Origin of the sequence: Pseudomonas gingeri (genome assembly GCF_013385635.1) — a bacterium.
Classification (GTDB): domain Bacteria; phylum Pseudomonadota; class Gammaproteobacteria; order Pseudomonadales; family Pseudomonadaceae; genus Aquipseudomonas; species Aquipseudomonas gingeri_A.
Window position 1 is genome coordinate 36,337 of the sequence record NZ_JACAPR010000020.1, and the last position, 18,985, is coordinate 55,321.

Annotated in this window: 23 protein-coding genes and 1 pseudogene; 11 read left to right on the top strand and 13 right to left on the bottom strand. The window is 62.5% G+C overall.

Annotated elements, in window-relative coordinates; translation table 11 throughout:
• Positions 1 to 105: 105 nt before the first annotated feature.
• From msrA to msrB, 3 genes are all read right to left on the bottom strand, one after another.
• A complete protein-coding gene (gene msrA / locus HX851_RS45040) occupies positions 106 to 831 on the bottom strand; it encodes a peptide-methionine (S)-S-oxide reductase MsrA (RefSeq protein ID WP_177062385.1) in 726 nt (241 codons plus the stop codon).
• A 19-nt stretch (positions 832 to 850) separates the two neighbouring features.
• Positions 851 to 2,659 carry a cytochrome c biogenesis protein DipZ gene (locus tag HX851_RS45045; protein ID WP_177066081.1) on the bottom strand — a complete coding sequence of 603 codons (1,809 nt, stop codon included), beginning with the start codon at positions 2,657 to 2,659 and terminating at the stop codon, positions 851 to 853.
• Positions 2,660 to 2,828: 169 nt separating this feature from the next.
• Positions 2,829 to 3,347 carry a peptide-methionine (R)-S-oxide reductase MsrB gene (msrB, locus tag HX851_RS45050; RefSeq protein ID WP_177062389.1) on the bottom strand — a complete coding sequence of 173 codons (519 nt, stop codon included), beginning with the start codon at positions 3,345 to 3,347 and terminating at the stop codon, positions 2,829 to 2,831.
• 171 nt (positions 3,348 to 3,518) lie between these two features.
• On the opposite strand from msrB, the gene HX851_RS45055 reads away from it, so the two are divergent.
• Both HX851_RS45055 and HX851_RS45060 read left to right on the top strand, forming a co-directional pair.
• Positions 3,519 to 4,235: a response regulator transcription factor gene (locus tag HX851_RS45055; protein ID WP_177062391.1), complete on the top strand. Its 717-nt coding sequence runs from the start codon at positions 3,519 to 3,521 to the stop codon at positions 4,233 to 4,235.
• Positions 4,232 to 5,695, top strand: a complete 1,464-nt coding sequence (locus tag HX851_RS45060; RefSeq protein ID WP_177062393.1) for a sensor histidine kinase — start codon at positions 4,232 to 4,234, stop codon at positions 5,693 to 5,695. The genes HX851_RS45055 and HX851_RS45060 overlap by 4 nt, the downstream gene beginning before the upstream one ends.
• A 1-nt stretch (position 5,696) precedes the next feature.
• Here the strand turns inward: HX851_RS45060 and HX851_RS45065 are convergent, their stop codons facing one another.
• Both HX851_RS45065 and HX851_RS45070 read right to left on the bottom strand, forming a co-directional pair.
• On the bottom strand, positions 5,697 to 6,284 hold the full coding sequence (locus tag HX851_RS45065; RefSeq protein ID WP_177062395.1) for a TetR/AcrR family transcriptional regulator: 588 nt from the start codon (positions 6,282 to 6,284) through the stop codon (positions 5,697 to 5,699).
• Positions 6,285 to 6,324: 40 nt separating this feature from the next.
• On the bottom strand, positions 6,325 to 7,248 hold the full coding sequence (locus HX851_RS45070) for a LysR substrate-binding domain-containing protein (protein ID WP_177062397.1): 924 nt from the start codon (positions 7,246 to 7,248) through the stop codon (positions 6,325 to 6,327).
• Positions 7,249 to 7,342: 94 nt separating this feature from the next.
• Between HX851_RS45070 and HX851_RS45075 the strand changes: the two genes are divergently transcribed.
• Complete coding sequence (locus HX851_RS45075; protein WP_177066079.1) at positions 7,343 to 8,224, top strand: EamA family transporter; 882 nt, start codon at positions 7,343 to 7,345, stop codon at positions 8,222 to 8,224.
• Between the two features lie 6 nt (positions 8,225 to 8,230).
• Here HX851_RS45075 and HX851_RS45080 read toward each other — a convergent pair whose 3' ends face one another.
• Both HX851_RS45080 and HX851_RS45085 read right to left on the bottom strand, forming a co-directional pair.
• Positions 8,231 to 9,361 (bottom strand): patatin-like phospholipase family protein, encoded by a 1,131-nt coding sequence (locus tag HX851_RS45080; RefSeq protein WP_177062400.1) that lies wholly within the window; start codon positions 9,359 to 9,361, stop codon positions 8,231 to 8,233.
• 221 nt (positions 9,362 to 9,582) lie between these two features.
• Positions 9,583 to 10,338: a DUF899 domain-containing protein gene (locus HX851_RS45085; RefSeq protein WP_177066077.1), complete on the bottom strand. Its 756-nt coding sequence runs from the start codon at positions 10,336 to 10,338 to the stop codon at positions 9,583 to 9,585.
• 252 nt (positions 10,339 to 10,590) lie between these two features.
• On the opposite strand from HX851_RS45085, the gene HX851_RS45090 reads away from it, so the two are divergent.
• The 3 genes from HX851_RS45090 (at position 10,591) to HX851_RS45100 (ending at position 12,269) form a co-directional block, all read left to right on the top strand.
• A complete protein-coding gene (locus HX851_RS45090) occupies positions 10,591 to 11,016 on the top strand; it encodes a YciI family protein (protein ID WP_177062404.1) in 426 nt (141 codons plus the stop codon).
• Between the two features lie 23 nt (positions 11,017 to 11,039).
• Positions 11,040 to 11,447, top strand: coding sequence for a VOC family protein (locus HX851_RS45095; RefSeq protein WP_177062406.1), 408 nt, complete (start codon positions 11,040 to 11,042; stop codon positions 11,445 to 11,447).
• 117 nt (positions 11,448 to 11,564) lie between these two features.
• Positions 11,565 to 12,269 carry an HAD family hydrolase gene (locus HX851_RS45100; RefSeq protein WP_177066075.1) on the top strand — a complete coding sequence of 235 codons (705 nt, stop codon included), beginning with the start codon at positions 11,565 to 11,567 and terminating at the stop codon, positions 12,267 to 12,269.
• Positions 12,270 to 12,281: 12 nt separating this feature from the next.
• Here HX851_RS45100 and HX851_RS45105 read toward each other — a convergent pair whose 3' ends face one another.
• The gene (locus HX851_RS45105) at positions 12,282 to 12,482 is read right to left on the bottom strand and encodes a hypothetical protein (RefSeq protein ID WP_177062410.1); all 201 of its coding nucleotides are present in this window, start codon (positions 12,480 to 12,482) and stop codon (positions 12,282 to 12,284) included.
• Positions 12,483 to 12,723: 241 nt separating this feature from the next.
• Between HX851_RS45105 and HX851_RS45110 the strand changes: the two genes are divergently transcribed.
• Entirely contained in the window at positions 12,724 to 13,425 is a 702-nt protein-coding gene (locus tag HX851_RS45110) for a PFL_4669 family integrating conjugative element protein (protein WP_177062412.1), read from the top strand.
• A gap of 18 nt (positions 13,426 to 13,443) precedes the next feature.
• Here HX851_RS45110 and HX851_RS45115 read toward each other — a convergent pair.
• Positions 13,444 to 13,821, bottom strand: a pseudogene (locus HX851_RS45115) (Lrp/AsnC ligand binding domain-containing protein); the annotation flags it as partial.
• 103 nt (positions 13,822 to 13,924) lie between these two features.
• Here HX851_RS45115 and HX851_RS45120 point away from each other — a divergent pair.
• The gene (locus HX851_RS45120; RefSeq protein WP_177066071.1) at positions 13,925 to 14,257 is read left to right on the top strand and encodes a PucR family transcriptional regulator; all 333 of its coding nucleotides are present in this window, start codon (positions 13,925 to 13,927) and stop codon (positions 14,255 to 14,257) included.
• Positions 14,258 to 14,300: 43 nt separating this feature from the next.
• Positions 14,301 to 14,645 (top strand): hypothetical protein, encoded by a 345-nt coding sequence (locus HX851_RS45125; protein WP_177062417.1) that lies wholly within the window; start codon positions 14,301 to 14,303, stop codon positions 14,643 to 14,645.
• 44 nt (positions 14,646 to 14,689) lie between these two features.
• Here HX851_RS45125 and HX851_RS45130 read toward each other — a convergent pair whose 3' ends face one another.
• Positions 14,690 to 16,261, bottom strand: a complete 1,572-nt coding sequence (locus HX851_RS45130) for an aldehyde dehydrogenase (NADP(+)) (RefSeq protein ID WP_177066070.1) — start codon at positions 16,259 to 16,261, stop codon at positions 14,690 to 14,692.
• Positions 16,262 to 16,888: a cysteine hydrolase family protein gene (locus tag HX851_RS45135; RefSeq protein WP_177062419.1), complete on the bottom strand. Its 627-nt coding sequence runs from the start codon at positions 16,886 to 16,888 to the stop codon at positions 16,262 to 16,264.
• Between the two features lie 99 nt (positions 16,889 to 16,987).
• Here HX851_RS45135 and HX851_RS45140 point away from each other — a divergent pair, with 99 nt between their 5' ends.
• Both HX851_RS45140 and HX851_RS45145 read left to right on the top strand, forming a co-directional pair.
• Entirely contained in the window at positions 16,988 to 17,485 is a 498-nt protein-coding gene (locus HX851_RS45140) for a winged helix-turn-helix transcriptional regulator (RefSeq protein ID WP_177066068.1), read from the top strand.
• 211 nt (positions 17,486 to 17,696) lie between these two features.
• Positions 17,697 to 17,957 carry a type II toxin-antitoxin system RelB/DinJ family antitoxin gene (locus tag HX851_RS45145; RefSeq protein ID WP_017126621.1) on the top strand — a complete coding sequence of 87 codons (261 nt, stop codon included), beginning with the start codon at positions 17,697 to 17,699 and terminating at the stop codon, positions 17,955 to 17,957.
• Positions 17,958 to 18,000: 43 nt separating this feature from the next.
• On the opposite strand, the gene HX851_RS45150 is transcribed toward HX851_RS45145, so the two are convergent.
• Together HX851_RS45150 and HX851_RS45155 are read right to left on the bottom strand one after the other, a co-directional pair.
• Entirely contained in the window at positions 18,001 to 18,273 is a 273-nt protein-coding gene (locus tag HX851_RS45150) for a type II toxin-antitoxin system RelE/ParE family toxin (RefSeq protein WP_177062421.1), read from the bottom strand.
• Between the two features lie 255 nt (positions 18,274 to 18,528).
• Positions 18,529 to 18,985 (bottom strand): ribonucleotide-diphosphate reductase subunit beta (locus HX851_RS45155; protein ID WP_177004854.1); only part of this gene is annotated, 457 nt, incomplete at its 5' end.

Below are 18,985 nucleotides of genomic sequence, written 5' to 3' on the forward strand. Positions count from 1 at the left end.
GGGGGTGCCTGTTATGGCCCTTTCGCGGGCAAGCCCGCTCCCACAGGGGGGCTACGCAACTCGGTCCATGTGGGAGTGGGCTTGCCCGCGAAGAGGCCATCGAACTCACTGCACGTCCGGCACCAGTACCGGATCGGCCCGGTACAGGTCCGGATCCATGCGCTTGAGGTTCTCCACCTTCGGCATATCGTTGATGGCGATATACGGCGCATACGGGTGCAATGTCAGGTAGTTCTGGTGATAGCCCTCGGCCGGGTAGAAGACCTTGTTGTCTTCGATCCTGGTGACAATCGCAGACGCAAACACCTTGGCCGCATTCAATTGCTCGATATAGGCCTGGGCGACTTTTTCCTGGTCGGCATTCACCGGGAAGATGGCCGAACGGTATTGCGTGCCGCTGTCCGGGCCCTGGCGATTGAGTTCGGTCGGATCATGGGCCACCGAGAAGAACACCTGCAGCAGCTTGCCGTAGCTGATCTGGCTAGGGTCGTAGGTGACCTGCACCGACTCGGCATGGCCAGTGGTGCCGTCGCCGACATCCTCGTAATGCGCCGTGCCCGCCGCGCCGCCGGTATAGCCGGAGACCACGTTCTGCACCCCGCGCACATGCTGGAACACCCCCTGGACGCCCCAGAAACAGCCACCGGCAAACACCGCCGTGGCCTGGCCGGCCGCTGCCGGCTCATCCAGCGCCGGCGGGGCAATCTGCACCGCCGTCTCGGCCGCCCCGGCAAAGCGCTGGATCATCAGCACCGACAGCGCCACGCCGGCAACTCCGGCGATCATCAGCAACGGCGACCTGGGTTTTTTCTGATTCACGGACTTGTTCATGCTGTTTTCCTCTTGGGTATCAACCGAAGGTGAAGGCGTAGGCCTGGACACCCGGATCAAGAAACTCGATGGAGAAGGTGTGGTCGCCGATGTCTCCGGCCTGGCGCACCATTTGGTAGAGGCGTTGCTCGGTCACGGTGCCTTCGCCATTGGCGTCGGTATCGGTGCCATGGTTGGCGCCGGGCATGTCGCCGTCGATGCGGACCTTGAAGCGCACCGGCTTGCCATCGCTCGCCGGGCCGAGCACCAGGTGCAGGTCGCGGGCGTGGAAGCGGTAGATGACCTTGCCCGAGGCCTGGTTCAGCGCGGCCTGTTCCGAGTGCACGGTCCAGTTGCCTTCCAGGCCCCACTGGTTGAGCGTCGGTTGTTTCGGTGCCGAGTAGTTTTTCGGGTGATCGGCAACCTGCTCGCCAGGGGAGGCGAAGTTCTCGGCGCGGTCATACCCGACGTAGGTTTCCGGGGACTTCACTTCCGACTCGTCGGCGGCCTGCATCACGCCCTGGGCCTGGGTACTGACCATGCCGCCGGAGACGTTCTTGTTACCGGCTTCGGCCAGCAGTTGCTGGATGACCTGCTCGGAGCCGGCATAGTCGCCTTCGCCGAAGTGGTGGTAGCGCACGCGGCCCTGAGCATCGACAAAGTAATGTGCCGGCCAGTACTGGTTGTTGAAACCACGCCAGATCGCATAGTTGTTGTCGATCGCTACCGGGTACTGGATGCCCAGCTTGGCGACAGCCTGGCGCACGTTGTCGATGTCCCGCTCGAAGGCGAATTCCGGGGCGTGCACGCCGATCACCACCAGGCCCTGGTCGTGGTACTTCTGCGCCCAGGCGTTGACATAGGGCAGGCTGCGCAGGCAGTTGATGCAGGAGTAGGTCCAGAAGTCGATCAGCACCACCTTGCCCTTGAGGTCGGCGGCGCTCAGCGGTGCCGAGTTGAGCCACTGCACGGCGCCCGAAAGGTCGGGCAGGGTACCCTCCACCGGCAGGGCGCGTTCGCCGCCGCCGGTCTTGGCGGCCATCGCCATCATGCTGCCGCCGGCCTGGTCGCTGTTGACCGCGGCCATCATCGCGCCGCCTTGCGCCGGGGCGTCCTTCTGCACGACCGGGGTCAGGGTGTCGAGCAGCTTCTGTTCGATACCGGAGGTGGCAACGGTGGAGACCTTGGTCAGCAGGCCGGTGTCCAGACCCAGGGCAATCGCCACCACGCCGGCCAGCATCGCCGCACCCAGGCCACGGCGCAGCCATTCGCCGGTGCCGAGGTTGCGTTTCATCGCGGTGAACAGACGACCGCCCACCAGCAGCGCGCCGGCCAGGGACGTCGCGGCGCCGGCGGCATAGGCCAGCAGCAACAGCGTGGTGCCGATATTGGCGCCTTGCAGCGCGGCACCGGTGAGGATCAGGCCGAGGATCGGTCCGGCGCAGGGCGCCCACAGCAGGCCGGTGGCAATCCCCAGCAGGAAGGACGACTTGACGCTCGTCTGGCCGCTGCCGTCCTGGGCCGAACGCGACAGGCGATCACCCGCCGACACCAGCGGTTGGGCCAGGCGATCGGCGAGGTGCGGGAACAGCAGGGTAATGGCGAAGAACGCCATCAGCGCCATGGCCAGCCAGCGGCCGTACTGGTTGGCCTGGACCACCCAGCCACCACCGACGGCGGCCAGGGTGGCGACCAGGGCGAAGGTCAGGGCCATGCCGCAGAGCAATGGCAGGCCGCTGCGGCGGAACGGTTCGCCGGAGCGGGCAAAGACAAACGGCAGCACCGGCAGGATGCACGGGCTGAGGATGGTCAGCAGACCGCCCAGGTACGCCAGGACAAGTAGAAACATGGTTGAAGATCCTTGTGATAAGTCGTGATGGAGCGGTCTTGCACAAACTTGTTGGATCGTTCCCATACTCCGCGTGGGAATGCCTCACTGGACGCTCCGCGTCCGCTCCTGCGACGCAGAGCGTCACGGGCTGCATGTCCCACGCAGAGCGTGGGAACGATCATGAGAATCAGGCGGCGCCTGGGGCGAAGGTCATGGCCACGCCGTTCATGCAATAACGCAACCCGGTCGGCCGCGGACCATCGGCGAACACATGACCCAGGTGCCCGCCGCAACGGTGGCAATGCACTTCGGTACGGGAAACCCCCAGCGACGTGTCGCGACGGGTGGCCACGGCGCTTTCCAGCGGCGCCGTGAAGCTGGGCCAACCGGTGTGGCTGTCGAACTTGGCGGCCGAGGAGAACAGCGTCAGCTGGCAGCCGGCACAGGCGAACACGCCGTCGCGGTGCTCCTCGTTGAGTGGGCTGCTGTAGGGGCGTTCGGTGCCTTCATGGCGCAGCACCTGGTACTGGTTGTCGCTCAGCAGCGCGCGCCATTCGGCATCGCTGCGGCTGACTTCGAAGGTCTCGTCCGGGGCGGCCGGGGCCGCGTTACCGCTCAGGGTGGCGGCCACGGCGCGCCAGTCGACGAAGCCGGCGGCGAGCAGGGCGGCGGCACTGGAGAAAAGAAAGCGTCTTCTGGAGGACATGGCGTCACTTCCACGGCAGTGGGTCAGGCTTGCAGTGTCAGCCGGCAACGGTCGCCAAATCCTCCCGTAAAGTTAAATTAATTGTGAATATTTCCGCGTAACGATCCGGCACAATGATTCAGGCTTTGTTGGCCGCGATGACCGCGGATATTTCTTGCAGGAACGCTGCCCATGGATTCACCCAAACGCATACTGATCGTCGAGGATGACCTGCACCTGGCCGGGCTGCTGAGCCTGCACCTGCGTGACGAAGGTTATGAGGTCACCCATTGCGCCGACGGCAATCTGGGGCTGGCGCAACTGGAGAAGGGCTCGTGGGATGCATTGATCCTCGACCTCATGCTGCCGGGCGTCGATGGCCTGGAGATCTGTCGCCAGGCACGGGCCATGGCGCGCTACACGCCGATCATCATCACCAGCGCCCGTTCCAGTGAAATGCATCGGGTGCTCGGTCTTGAACTGGGCGCCGACGATTACCTGGCCAAGCCGTTCTCCATGCTCGAACTGGCGGCGCGGGTCAAGGCGCTGCTACGGCGGGTCGATGCCTTGGCCAAGAGCCTCAAGGTCGATGCCGGCAGCCTCGAACTCAACGGTCTGAGCCTCGATCCGCTGACCCGCCAGGCCGAGGTCAACGGCCAGTACCTGGAGCTGACGCCGAGGGAATTCGACCTGCTGCACTTCTTCATGAAGAACCCCGGCACGGTCTACTCGCGCATGGACCTGCTGAACCAGGTCTGGGGCTACCAGCACGACGGCTACGAGCACACGGTCAACACCCATATCAATCGCCTGCGGGCGAAGATCGAGGTCGACCCGGCGCAGCCCGAGCGAATCCTTACGGTCTGGGGCCGGGGTTATCGTTTCGCGCCTGCGGGGCGTGCCGAATGAACCTGACCCTGTCCCAGCGCTTGTCCGTGGTCTTTTCTATCCTGTTGCTGGCCTGCTGTGGCGCCTCGGTGTGGTTGCAGGTGCGTGCCAGCGACATGCACGAGAAGGAAGTGGTGCAGGGGCTGTCCCGCGACCTGGCCCGCAGCATCGCCCTGGAGAACCGTCTGGTGGGCACCGAAGGCCTGACCATGGAGGGTGTGCGGGCGCTGTTCGGCCAGTTGATGAATGTCAATCCGAGCGTCGAGGTCTACCTGCTCGATCCGGGCGGGCGGATCACTGGCGATGCGGCGCCGCAAGGCCATCTCAAGCGCGACCATGTCGACCTGCGCCCGATCCAGCGCCTGCTCGACGACCAGCCGCTGCCGATCCTCGGTGACGACCCGCGCAGCAATGACGGGCGCAAGGTGTTCAGTGCCGCCGCGTTGCAGGGTGGCGGCAAGAACCTGGGCTATCTCTACGTGGTGCTGCAGGGCGAAGAGCATGACCGCCTGGCGGCGCGGGTCTCGGCCAGTTCGGTCCTGCGCACCACCTTGTGGGCCATGACCCTGGTGGCGCTACTCGGGCTGATTGCCGGCCTGATCGCCTTCCGCCTGATTACCCGACCGTTGCGCCGCCTGACCGACACCATGCGCGATTTCGACACCGATGTGCCGCCGGCTCGCTTGCCGGTGCTGTCGAGCGCGGGGTTCGGCAGTCGTGACGAAATCGAAGTGCTGGAAGCCAGCTTTGCACAAATGGCCGCCCGTATCGGTGAGCAATGGCGGACCCTGACCCAGCTCGACCAGGACCGCCGCGAGCTGGTGGCGAATATCTCCCATGACCTGCGCACGCCGCTGGCCTCGCTGCACGGCTACCTGGAAACCCTCTCGCTCAAGGACGGCGTGCTGGCGGTCGACGAGCGTCGGCGTTACCTCGGTATCGCCCTGGCCCAGAGCAACAAGGTCGGCAAGCTGGCCCAGGCGTTGTTCGAGCTGGCGCGCCTGGAGCACGGCGCGGTGCGCCTGGAACGCGAGGACTTTTCCCTCAGCGACCTGATCCAGGACGTGTTCCAGAAGTTCGAGCTGATGGCCGAGACCCGCCAGTCGAAACTGCTGGCGGTATTGCCCCGCGGCGCGTCGATGGTGAGTGCCGACCTTGGCATGATCGAGCGGGTGCTGACCAACCTGATCGACAATGCACTGCGCCATACCCCCGAAGGCGGGACCATCGAAGTGGCGCTGGTGCATGAGGCGGGGAAGGTGCAGGTGACGGTCAGCGATACCGGGCCGGGGATTCCGGCCAAGCTGCTGGAAAACCTCTTTCGTCGTCCCTTCAACCATGACGGCGACCGCCGCTCCGGTGGCCTCGGCTTATTGATCGTGCGACGCATCCTGCAACTGCACGACAGCCAGGTCCGTCTGCTGTCGATCCCGGAGAAGGGCGCTGTGTTCTATTTCGAGCTGATGGCGGCGGGTGACTGATTCAGCCGTTGGCCGGCAGCAGGGCGGCGTGGGCGGCTTCGAGGATCTCATCGGAGATCGCCCGGCCACGGGTCGAACGGGCCAGGGAGAGGGCGCCGACCAGCAATGAGTATTGCACCAGGGCGGTTTTCCGCGCTTCAGGCTCGGGGCTGTCGAGCAGAGCGCTGTAGGCGCCCACGAGTTTTTCCAGGCCTTCGACGTAGCTCTGGCGCACGGCGCTGTCGCTGTCCTCGTGGGCGAGGTCGCCGCAGAACGCTACCACCGGGCAGCCTGCGCCGGGATTGTCGCGGTGTTCGGTACTCAGGTAGTGCTCGACGATGGACTGGCGCGCCGCTTCGTGGCTGGGGGCTTCGGCCGTGCGTTGTTGCCAGCGTTCGGTCGATTGCTCGAAGCTGCGGCCACAGGCTTCGGCCGCCAGGGCTTCCTTGGAATCGAAGTGACCGTAAAAGCCGCCATGGGTCAGCCCGGCCGCGCCCATCACCTCGATCACGCTCAGGCCCTTGAGGCCGCGTTCACGGAACAGCCGCGCGGCGGCATCGGTGATGATTTCGCGGTTGAGTTCGGCCTGTTTGCGCGAGACGCGGGGCATGATGGCTCCTGATAATAGATTCACGTAGACATCTATTCTATCACAGGTGCTCCTGAGCAATCTCGTTGTCGGGGACGAACTGGAGCGGGGCGGCGGGGATATTCAGTTCTTCTTCGAGGAAGCGCTGCAAGGCCCGCACCGCGGCCGCCTGGGCCAGGGGTACACGGCGTACATAAAGACCGAAATCGACGGTCGGTGCCGGTGGCAGGCCATCGAGGGGGCCCAGTACGCGCATGCTCTGCGGCTGCACATTGCTTTCCAGCAGCACCGCGATGCCCAGACCGGCCTCGACCGCCGATTGCACCGCCGGCAGGCTGGTGCTGCTGCACACCACGCGCCAGGCGATACCGGCCTGTTTCAGCAGTTGCGCCACCCGCGGTTGCCACAGACAGGTGCCACCGAAGGTCACCAGCGGCACTATCCGGTTGGACAGATCGGGGTCCAGCACCAGTCCCCTGGCGCCCACCCAGAACAACGGCTGGTTCCAGCTCACCTGGGGTTGGGCGTCGATGCCCTGGGAATCACCGATGACGATATCCAGCGCGCCGTCCAGCAGCCGGGCAGACATCGCCGCGCTGCTGTCGATGGTGATCTCCAGGGTGATATGCGGGTATGCCGCCGAAAAGCGGTGCAGGGCACGGGGCAGGCGGCCGACGGCAATGTCCTCCAGCAGGCCGAGGCGCACCGTGCCCGCCACCTGGCTGATGGACAGCGCCCGCCGTGCATCGGCGCCGGCCCCGAGAATGCTGTGGGCATAGGGCAGCAGCAGATGGCCGGCCTCGGTCAGACGCAGGCCGCGTGGGGAGCGGTCGAACAGGCGTCGCTGCAGATCCTCTTCCAGGCGGCGCAACTGCATGCTCACGGCGGCCTGGGTTCGGGCCAGGCGCTGGGCAGCTGTGCCGACCGCACCGGTTTCGGCAACGGTGATAAAGGTTCGCAACAGGTTGCTGTCGAGATCGCGCATTATCAATATTCTTGAAGTAGCGATAAGAAATATCAGCTTATTTGAAGTTAGGGGGGCTGGCTAGGATGACCTGACTTTCACAGGAGGTTTTGTCATGCAGGAAAATGCCGCCGTGCTTCCCGTTACCGCCACTGCGCGGCCCCCCCGCCGGGCGTTGCTGCTGGCGGCGTCGTTGTGTGTGTTGTCGATGTGTCTTGTCCAGTTCGGGGCCGCCTTGTCGTCACCGACCATGGACACCTACGGCTCCCTCAGTACCACCTGGCTGCGCCTGTGCTGGGCCGCGACCTTGTTGATGCTGGTGGTGCGGCCGCCACTGCACACCTATTCGCTCTCACGCTGGGGCGCCGCTGCCGGCCTGGGCCTGGCGATGGCGGTGATGACCAGCTGTTTTTTCGCGTCGATTCAGCGCATTCCGCTGGGGCTGGCAATCGCCATCGAGTTTCTCGGCCCGCTGCTGCTGGCGAGCCTGGCCATCCGTCGCTGGCGGGCGCTGATCTGGCCGCTGCTGGCGATGGCCGGTGTGCTGTTGCTGGCGCGCAATGAACAGGGCTGGATCGGTGAACCGCTGGGGCTGGCCCTGGCGTTTGGTTCGGCGGCCGGTTGGGGCGCCTATATCCTGCTGATGAAGCGGGTCGGTACGCTGTTTCCGGGCTTTGAAGGCTTGTCGGTGTCGCTGCTCGCGGCGGCGGTGCTTACTGCGCCTCTGGGGTTGTGGCAGAGCGGTGGGCATCTGCCATGGCTGCAGGTTGCCAGCTGTGCCGGATTGGCGCTGTTCGTGCCGTTGCTGCCCTATGGCCTGGAGATGATCGCACTGCGGCGGATGCCGGCGTCTTCGTTCGGCATCCTGATGAGCGTCGAGCCGGCAGTCGGTGCCCTGGCCGGTTATATGGTGCTGAACCAGCCAATGGTGCCGCTGCAGTTTGCCGGCACCGCGCTGGTGGTCAGCGCCAGCCTCGGGGTGCTGATGGTGCCATGAGTCGTGTCAGGCCGGCGCGGTGGACTGGGCGGCTAGGGCGGGTGATTGCACTACCCCGTAGTGCCGGTCGGTGGCCTCGGCCACGGCATGGCCATGTCGGGCGATGCGGTCGAACACCTCGGGTTCGAGGCGATCCAGGCTGGTGGCGAAGTTCGCGGCAAATGCCGCGTCGCTGCCGGCCGGGGCTTCGATCAGCGCGCTGGCGATACCCAGGTAGCCGCCGCGTCCCGGTGCCTGGTTCAGGTATTCGACAAAGGTCCGTGTACGCAGGGCCCGCGACTGGTTGGACATGATGTCGGACAGGCGCTTGAGTCGCCAGGGACTGAGCATGCCGGCCTGGAACCCGGATTTGAGCGGGGCGCCGGCATCGGACACGACAATCGGATATTCGTAACGCTTGCTGTGTCCGGTGGCGGCGTCGAAAAACGGCTCCAGGCCGAGGTTGTCATACACCCCGCCGTCATACAGGTGCAGCGTGCTGAACGGCAGCATGGCCTCGACCGCGCTATCGAGTGGCGCATCCCAGCCCCGCTGCATCCACTTGAAACGACGGCTGTCGAGAGCCAGCGGGCCGATACCGCCGGGGAACGCTGCCGACACCGCCAAGGCCTTGGCAAGGGGCACGCCGAGGGTGGCGGCGTAGCCGATGGAATAGTCGCCCATGGTGGTCCGCTTGAAACGAAAGCGCTTGCCGTTCTCGGCGGTGGTGCCATTGATCGACCAGTCCGGCCTGGCGCCGATCTCCGACAGCAGGCCGGTCACTCCCCATTCGTTGCGCAGGCCCAGTTCCAGCAGATTGGCCCGGGACAGGATAAAGCGCCAGTTCAGCGGGTTGAGCAGCTGGCGCAGGGCACTCCAGAGCAGACTGCGCGAGCACAACTGCTCACGCAGGCGCGGATAGATCGTCTGCAGGAAGACCGTCGAAGCGGGCCATTGCCCACCATTCTCATGCAGCATCAGGCCCACCAGCAGGCTGCCGCCGGAGACGGTAGAAACCTGGCTGACCCGTTCCAGTGCGTTCTGCTCGGCCAGGTACTTGAGCACGCCCAGATGAAACACCATGGCCCGGACACCGCCGCCGGACAGGGCCAGGGCGAAATCCGGAGATTGACCGATCGAGACTGCAGGAGAATCCATTTTTCCTCTCTATATGGGGGTGATGCGGGGCGTGGCTTTTCGATATTACCTGCTTTGTTGGCGAATCGTTACGCGCGGTTTGCCCGCACCCGGCCCTCTGGCCGGGTGCTGTTGGTGTGGTGTCAGCACGTTTTGTAGGACCCCTCTGAATTGCCGGTCGGGGCACCCGAAGGCGTGAACTTGTCGCGGTCCGGGGTTCTTATGTCGAACCCTCGGCAATCTCATTTTTTATCGTCGTGGGAGCCGCAGCAGGCAGGCTGCCCGGAATGTTCATAGCGGTCATGGTGCCTGACCCAGTTCATGGTCCCGCTTTCGTTACGACCCTTGGGCATCAGGTCGAGAAAATTGTAGGTGCCCACCAGGATGTCCAGGCCCCGCGCATAGGTCGAATAAGTATGGAAGATCTCACCCTCGGGGTTGCGGTAGAAAACGCTGAGTCCGGGCAACTCTTCTTCGCTGCTGTCGATCAGTTCGTAGTTGTAGCGGGTCTTGCCGGCGGCTTTTTCCGCCGGCGAAGGGCTGACACCGAAGTCCTGGTTGAAGTCGCTGCCGGCCGACGACAACCAGTCGAAGTGCCAGCCCATGCGTTGCTTGAAGGCCTGGAACTGTGCCCAGGGCGCGTGGGACACCGCGACAAACGCAACGTCGTGATGGGCCAGGTGAAGGTTCGCGCCGTCGAAGTGATCGGCGAGGAACGAGCAGCCGGTGCAACCTTCCTTCCAGCCGTCGGCGAACATGAAGTGGTAGACGATCAACTGGCTGTGGGCGCCGAACAGATCGGCCAGCCGTTGCGAGCCATTGGGGCCTTCGAATTGATAGTCCTTGTCGATCCGCACCCAGGGCAGGGCGCGGCGTTCGGCACTGAGCTGGTCGCGCTGATGGCTGAAGGCCTTTTCACGGGCCAGGTGCTGCTGGCGCGCGGCCAACCATTCCTGGCGCGATACCACGGGATGCTGTTCAACAGTGTGCTCGTTCATCACGAGGTCTCCTTGACGGCGGCGCCCGGCGGGTTTGTCGGGCGGCAGATGAGGTACTGGTAGAGGGCGTACTTCTATGCTTAGTCGATTGACCGCGGGTGTTCTCGACATTCACCCAGGACAAACGAAAAAACCGGACCGGCGGCCCGCCGGAAAAATAATTTCGCCGGCGTGTCGATTTCGCCGATTGCTGTTCGATTAACCCGTAGAACCGCCAGTGGGACGGTTCACCCACCATCAGGAGAAAAGACCATGCGATTTATGGTGATCGTCAAGGCCAGCCCGGAATCGGAAGCCGGAGAAATGCCCAGTGAAGCACTGCTGGCCGCCATGGGCGCCTACAACGAAGAGCTGGTCAAGGCCGGCGTGATGCTCGCCGGTGAGGGCCTGCACCCCAGCGCCAAGGGCGCCCGCGTGCAGTTTTCCGGTGAACGTCGCAGCGTTGTCGACGGGCCCTTTATCGAAACCAAGGAACTGATCGCCGGCTTCTGGATTTTCCAGGTTCCGTCGCTGCAGGAAGCCATCGACTGGGTCAAGCGCTGCCCCAATCCGATGGTCAGCGACAGTGAAATCGAAATTCGCCAGATCTTCGAAGCCGAGGATTTTGGCGAGTCCTTTACCCCCGAGTTGCGCGAGCAGGAAGAACGCCTGCGGGCGCAGATGTCCGGCCAATCGTGAAACCTGACCACAGGAGAACCACCATGAGAATCATTCCCTACCTGACTTTCAACGGTAACTGCAAGGAAGCCTTCGCACAGTACGAGAGGGTACTCGGCGGCACGCTGTTTTCCATGTCCTTTGCCGATGCACCCGCAAACGCAGGTGTGCCCAAGGACGCGAACCTGATCCTGCATGCCTGCCTGACCGTGGGCGACTTCAGCCTGATGGCTTCCGACTGCCCGCCGGGCCAGCCGTACCACAAGCCGCAGGGTGTGTCGGTGTCCCTCAATGTCGACAGCGAGAAAGAGGCCAGACGGTTGTTTGAGGGCCTCAGTGATGGCGGCAAGGTCTTCATGTCACTGGAGGAAACGTTCTGGGCGAAGAGTTTCGCCATGTTCGAGGACCGTTTCGGCATTGCCTGGATGGTCAATTACGAAGGGAAGCAGTAAGCATCAACGCTGAAGTCCCTGTGGGGGTGGCCGGGCAAGTAGCACTCCCGCAGGTGTCGGTGATAGGGTGATCCTGATGGATAACCATCGCTCGGCGGGCTTCAGGATGTGAATGCAATGAAAAACCCAAGTAGTGGGGTGCTGGAGTCCCATGAAGAGCGTGCTCTTTCGGGGAGCGTCGATCAACGCCCCTGCGTGGCCTTCGACTTCGATGGCACCATCACCACCACGGACAGCCTGCGGGATTTCGTGCGTTACAAGGTCGGCAATCGACGTTTTCTGCTCGGCGGCCTTCTGGTGTTGCCGTGGCTGCTGGGCATGGTCACCGGTCGCTGTGGTCGGGCCGAGGCGAAAAGTCGCTTTCTCGCCGTTACCCTGCGTGGTCGGCCCCAGGCCGAGCTGGAAGACTTTGCCCGGCACTATGCCGCCACACGCCTGCCCAGGCTGATTCGCCCGGAGATGGTGGCGCGCATCGAGGAGCACAAACGCCTCGGTCACCGGCTGGTGCTGGTCAGCGCTTCGCCGGTGCTGTACCTCGAACACTGGGCGGCGGCGGCCGGTTTCGATGCGGTGCTGGCGACCCGTCTGGACTATCGCGACGGGCATTTTTCCGGGCAACTGGCGTCAGCCAACTGCTGGGGACCGGAGAAGGTCCGTCAGCTTCAGCAATGGCTCGGTAACGAACAGGCTCAGGTCCTGTTCGCCTATGGCGACAGCCGTGGCGATCAGGAAATGCTGGCTTTTGCCGAGCGTGGCTGGTTGCGTGGGCAGGGCGCCATGCCAGCCCTGGACACCTTGTCCGTGAGCTTGTCCCAGGGTTGACTGCGCCGTTCGCTAACGCAGGCCGGACTGTCCGGCCTTGCGCCGTTCTTCCCCGGTCGGACTGCCGAGATCGATCAGACGGCGCTCCACCAGCACATTCAGCAAGGCTTCGCGCGAGGGTTTGTCCAGTTGATGGGCGCGATCCTTGAGCTCCAGCAGGATCGGGCTGGACCAGGTGCGATAGGTGCGTTCGGCCATTCTTACGGGGGTCATCAATGTCTCCCTGAGCAGTGGTCCGCCGAGCAGGCCGGACCGGTTCCATGAGCGCCAAAGCCTAGTAGAGAAAATGGACTGCCGCTAACCGTCTTGTTAGAACATGTTGCTATGTGCAAAGACGGTTACGGGGAAGGGCCGGACGATAAAAACAGATCGTTCGCCAACCTGTTTCCCGACTGACGATCGACCGGTTCGCGATGACACTGCTGCCCTGACCTTTACCCATCAGGAGTACGCGATGTCCAGTTTTTCCCCCCTCGAAATCGGCCCGCTACGCAGTACCATGAACTTTACGCTGCACACCTGGCATGCGGCTCAAGTCTGGCAAGGCAGGCCGATGAGCGAAGAAAAAAGACGCATCATGGGTCTTGTCGGATTTCTCGGCCTGATCGGCAGGGTCGGGCGCGGCGCCGCCCTGGATGATCCTTACTCCGACTTCTGGATGATCCGTCTTCACGAAAAACTGCAAAGCGCGAAAGTCGAGCTGGCGCAGATCCAGGAACAACTGGCACCGCTGATGAGCCGTCTGCCCGCCGCGCTCAGTGTCGGCGAAAACCTCAGTGTCCAGCCTGTCACGTTGCCATTGGTCGTCAGGTCCCCGTTGGGTTTCCTGGCGGTGTATCTGTTGATCGATTACGACAGCATCGTTCGCCAACTGCTGCTGGCCCATAGAACGGCATTGATCGACCGCCGCACCATGGAGCGCTGGATCAGCGCCAGCGGGCGGGTGTTTCGCAGCCTGTTCGGGTTGGCCCGTCAGTACCGGTTCTCCGGAGCGACGCGTGCTGACTTCATTGTGGGCAATGCCGTGGCACGTGAGGCTGCCGAACGCTTCGGCGAGCTGCCGGCGGATGTTCTCGAAGGCACGCGGCGCTCGGAGTTCGCGCCCAGAATCATCCTGCCGCGGATCGATGCCGAAGCCCGTCAGGCGGGGGGGTGAAGACATTGGCGGGTGGCGTTAGTCCGAGGCGAGCAAGGCGTTCAATGCCTGGATCGGCAGTGCGCCGCCGGTCTTGATGGTCTTGGTGACGATGTAGGTGAAGTAGCGCTCGATGCCCAGGTCTTCCAGCAACAACTGGTCGATGAAGCGCTGGTACTGATCGATGTCCGCGGCCTGGATCATCGCGATGTAGTCCACGCCGCCACCGGTGGCGTAGCAGAACTGTACTTCGCCGGCATCGCCCATGCGTTGTTCGAAGCGGCGCATGTCCTGGGACGTGTACCGTGCCAGGGTGATTTCCACCAGCAGTTGCTGGCTCTTGAACACCTGGTTGCAGTCGATCAGGGCGCGGATGATGCGCAGCTTTATCCGCTTTCGTTTTGAAACCCGGACCCAGACCGAACTGCTGTTCGAAGTCCTCGAAGGCCGCTGGCGCGACGCCGACGACATCCTGCAGCGGGCCCGGCGCCTGGGTATCCACTTCAACAACGCGCAGCAGATGATCATCGTCGACTATGGCGGCAAGGCCCACGATCGCAAGCACCACACGCCGTACCTGGAAACACTGACGGCCTATCTGCGCGAGAGCTGCCGCAGCCAGGCCTGCGCGGATGCGATGGGGAGCCATGTGACGACGCTCAGGTATCGGCTGTCACGGATCCAGGAGCTGTTCGGCATCGATCTCGAGACGCCGGAACGGCGCTTTTCCACTGAGTTGGCGATTCATTTGCAACGGGTGATCGATAGCTGGGAGGTCCGCGCAAGCCATTGTTTTGCTGCGGATTTGCACCGATTACAGCAACCGACGGCCAAGACTGGTAGAATCCGTTAGCTTCCTAAATGTTCAACCGCCTTCTGTAATGAGACACCCATCAATGAGTAATGAACTGAGCGAGGAGGAGATGCGCCTGGCGCTGTTTGGTCCCTCCAGCCCAAGCGCCGAGCCGGTACCGGCCCCCGCGCCAAAGTCTGAACCGAAACCTGAGCCGACGTTCGTATCAACCCCGCCACCCGCTCCCAAGCGGCGCCCTGTGGCCAAGGCGCTCTCGCCAAAACTGCGGGTTACGCTGCACGCGACCCGCGAGTTTGAAGGCGAGATCGAAGTGCTCACTTATGACGCCAATACCCTGAGTACCTTCGTCGCGGAACAGGAAGCCAAGAACGAAGCGAAAAAGAAGAAGTTCCGTTACTTCGATGTGGTGTCGGTCAAGCCAATCTAGAGACTGCTACGCCACGAGGAAATCCTCGGCAATGGTATTTTCATTCAGTTGATCTGGCCGTCGATGAGACGATCCAGGCGCAGTGGATTGCCGTCGCGCAGTGCTTCGGGCAGTAGGGCGTCGGGAAACCCCTGGTAGCACACCGGACGCAGGAAGCGCTCGATGGAGGTCATTCCCACGGAGGTGAAACGACTGTCCGACGTTGCCGGATAAGGCCCGCCATGGATCGCCGCGAATGACACTTCCTGCGGGTGGGCAAAGGCATTGACGACGATGCGGCCGGTGCGTCGTTCCAGGATCGGCAGCAGGCGCCGGGCCGCTGGCAGGTCTTCGGCTTCCAGGTGAATGGCGGCGCTGAGCTGGCCGCGCAGCGAACGGGCGACCGCGAGCAGCTCTTCCTCATCCCGGACCTTGATCAGCAAGGCGGCAGGGCCAAACACCTCTTGCGACAGGGCGGGCTCGCCGAGAAATTGTTCGCCGTCCACCTCCAGCAACATCGATTGCCCATCGACCGCCGTTGCCGATGCCAGGCCTTGGGCGATGAGGGCCGCACCGGCGTGCTGCACGCTTGCCAGGGCTTTCACGTAGGCGCCATGGATGCCCGGGGTGAGCATGGTGCGCGCCGCTGCCTGGGCCACGCGCTGGATCATCGCCGTGCGCAACAGCTCGAAGCCCGGACCGTCAATCGCAATGAGAAGGGCGGGTTTCAGGCAGGCTTGGCCGACATTGACCAGCATGCGTTCGATGAAGCCGTCACCGATGCTCGCGCCTTTTTGAGCCAGCGTATGAGCGAGGACAAAGGTCGGGTTGACGCTGGTCATTTCGGTAAACACCGGGATCGGCTCGTGGCGCTGCTGGGCACGACGATAGAGGGCCATGCCGCCGTGTTCCGAGCCGGTGAAGGTGACGGCCTTGACCAGTGGGTGGTCGACCAGGGCTTCACCGATGGTGTTGCCTTCGCCGCGAACCATCGAAAACACGCCTGGGTGCAGGCCGTGCTTTTGTACCGCCTGACGAATCGCCCAGGCTTGGATCTCCGACGCGCCGGGATGTGCGTTGTGCGCCTTGAGGATCACCGGTGCGCCCGCCGCCAGGGCAGAGGCGGTATCGCCACCGGCAATCGAGTAGGCAATCGGAAAGTTGCTGGCGCCGAAAATGGCGACCGGACCGATCGCCATTTTCTGTAGCCGGTGATCCATCCGTGGGCGCGGTTGCCGATCAGGTTGTTCCGGGTCGATGGACAACTGGAGGAAACGCCCTTTGCGCACGACGTCCGCGAACTGGCGAAACTGTGTCGCCGCCTTGGTCGCTTCACCTTCGAGCTGGGCTTGGGGGACGCCGGTTTCAAGTGCCGCCCGGGCCGTCAGTTCCAGACGGACAGCGTCGAGGTTGTCGGCAATGCTTTCCAGGAACGCGGCCCGCCAGGAGAGCGAGGTATGGCTGTAGCTGTCGAATGCCTCGTCGGCGAGGGTTGCTGCGGCATCGACACTAGCCGCGTCACCCAGCGCGAAAGCGGGTTCTATCCTTTGGTTGGTCGCCGGGTTGAGTGCCTTCAGGGTCTCCTCGATAGCGGGGAGATCACCTGCGCCGATAAAGAGCTTGCCAGTCAGTTGCATCTACTTGCCCTCCAGTGTGGCGATGAGCTCATCCGTGGCCACGATCGAGTGGGCAAATGTCGGACCGTTGAGCTCGTGCGCGGCGTGCATCATTTCCGGTTTGAGGGCGGCGGTGGCGTCCCGCACCAAGGTCACGTGATAACCCAGTTCCACCGCATAACGGGCAGTCGCCTCGATACAGGTATTGGCCAGCAGGCCGACGATGATCACATGGGTGATGCCTTGCTGCTTGAGGCGAAAGTCCAGGTCGGTATTGGCGAATCCGCTGGAGCCCCAGTGTTCCTGCACGACGATATCGCCGTCCTTCGGCGCGAAATCAGGATGCCATTCGCCACCCCATTCACCCCGTGCGAAGTGATGCATATGCATGACTTTGCATTGTGTCGGGCTCGGGTGGTCCCAGCGTTCGTAGTCGCCTTTTTCCCAACGACGGTGCGGTACAATCACTACCTGGATGCCCTGGCCCCGTACGGTCCGGTCAAGGGCGCGCAGGTTGTCGAGCAGGTGAACCTGGTTGGCGACGGGTTCGATGAAGGGGTAGACCTTGCCGCCTTCCGAGAGAAAGTCATTGTAGGGATCGACCAGCAGATAGGCGGTCCGATCGATAGGGTAGGTGACAGTCGACATAGCGGGATCTCCAGTGATGTTGGATAGCCAGGGCAGCGGGGGTTGCCTTGGTATTACTATACTATGATAATCATAGTAACTTCCGAGAGGCAAGGTGGTATGTCGTTGAAAGAAAGTGCGCCCGAAACGTTGTGCCCGATCGCGCGGGCGGAGGAAATTGTAGGTGGCCGCTGGACTCTGCTGGTTTTGCGCGAGCTGTTCATGGGCAATCGTCGCTTCGACGAGATCCAGATCCAGACGGGCGGAACGCCGCAGATGATTGCCGGTCGCCTGAAAAGCCTGGAGGCTGACGGACTGGTTGAGCGGCGCCCCTACAGCGAGCGTCCGCTGCGCCACGAATACCACCTGACGCCCAAAGGCGAGGGGTTCTACTCCGTGGTCCTGGCGTTACGGGCGTGGGGCGAGACCTGGTGCAAATCGGAAGAGGAAGAATTGGCGGTGCGCTATACGCACAAACTCTGCGGCCAGCCAGCGGGCCTGGGGCCGCTTTGCGAGCATTGCGCGCAACCGCTGCGTCGGGAAGAGTTGATCAGCGAGCCCGGCGCGGCCTATGCCATGGAGCGCAAGGTGCGGCGTGAGGTGTCGAAAGGGAATTGAAACGAATAGTCAGCCCAGGTGCTTTATCAGTGAGACGATGAAATACAGGGCCAGCGCCGTACCGGCTCCCAACCCGAACGACAGCCATACCTTGTAAGGACTGGAGGGTGAGTGAAGGACTCCGGCATGAAACGAACGGAAAGTGTTCGACGCAAGAGGCAGTTGGCACTATAGTTTGCTTATTGTAGCTACAACGAGCCTGGAGTGAGCTATGGCGCATACTGAAGTGGTACGTACCCGGATTGACAGTGAACTGAAGGCCAATGCCACGGAAATTCTCGATGGGATGGGCATGACGGTTTCCCAGGCAATTCGTATGCTTTTGGTTCAGATCGTTCAGGACAAGGAGCTTCCCTTCAAGGTGAAGGCCCCTAACGCCAAGACCCGGGCGGTGATGGAGGCCACTGATCGCGGTGAAAACCTTCGTGAGTATGAAAGCACAGAGGCGTTGTACAAGGACCTGGGAATCTGAATCCGGAAGGGTGCCTCAAGGTGCCGTTCTGGCTTTTTCAGGTTTACTCGAAGAGGTCTTTCACGCTTCCTGTCCGTTCCAGCGTAATCGTTCCTGCCATGGCATCGCATTTGTAGAGCAGCCACCAGTCGAAGCCAATCTTGCAATTCCAGCGTCCCCAGGTTCCCGGGATAGGGTTGTCACAGCAGTAGAGTGGCAGCTTTCGTTGATGGGTAAGGCCTTCGATGATTGGTTTGATTCGGTCGAGGTCTTGGCCTAAGGCCTTTTGAGTTTTAACGTCCAAGGCGAATTGTTCTGTGATTCTGATCTTCAGCATTCTTTCCCCATCAGCTTTGGGAGAGTGAAAAAGTCTTCTGGAGGCAGGTAAAAAAGAAGGCTCGCCGAACGGTGGGCTTTTCCGTTTCCGGCTTCGATGATCTCTGAAATCGCTCTTTGGGGCAGGCAGGGGAGTGATTCATTTCATTTCTGGAAGGTCCTGAACCTATCGAGTAGAACAGGCCAGCCTATAAACAAAAAGCCCCGAACAGGTTCAGGGCTTTCAGTGTTTCGGACTATTCGTGCAGGACGAAGATCAATCCCAGCTCAACGCACCGCCAGTCTGGTACTCGATCACACGGGTCTCGAAGAAGTTCTTCTCTTTCTTCAGGTCCATGATCTCGCTCATCCAGGGGAACGGGTTGGTGGTCCCCGGGTACTCTTCCTTCAGGCCGATCTGCGACAGGCGACGGTTGGCGATGAACTTGAGGTAGTCCTCCATCATCGCCGCGTTCATGCCCAGTACGCCGCGGGGCATGGTGTCACGGGCGTATTCGATTTCCAGCTGGGTGCCCTGCAGGATCATCTGCGTGGCTTCTTCCTTCATCTCGGCATCCCACAGGTGCGGGTTTTCGATCTTGATCTGGTTGATCACGTCGATGCCGAAGTTCAGGTGCATGGATTCGTCGCGCAGGATGTACTGGAACTGCTCGGCGACGCCGGTCATCTTGTTGCGCCGGCCCATGGACAGTATCTGGGTGAAGCCGCAGTAG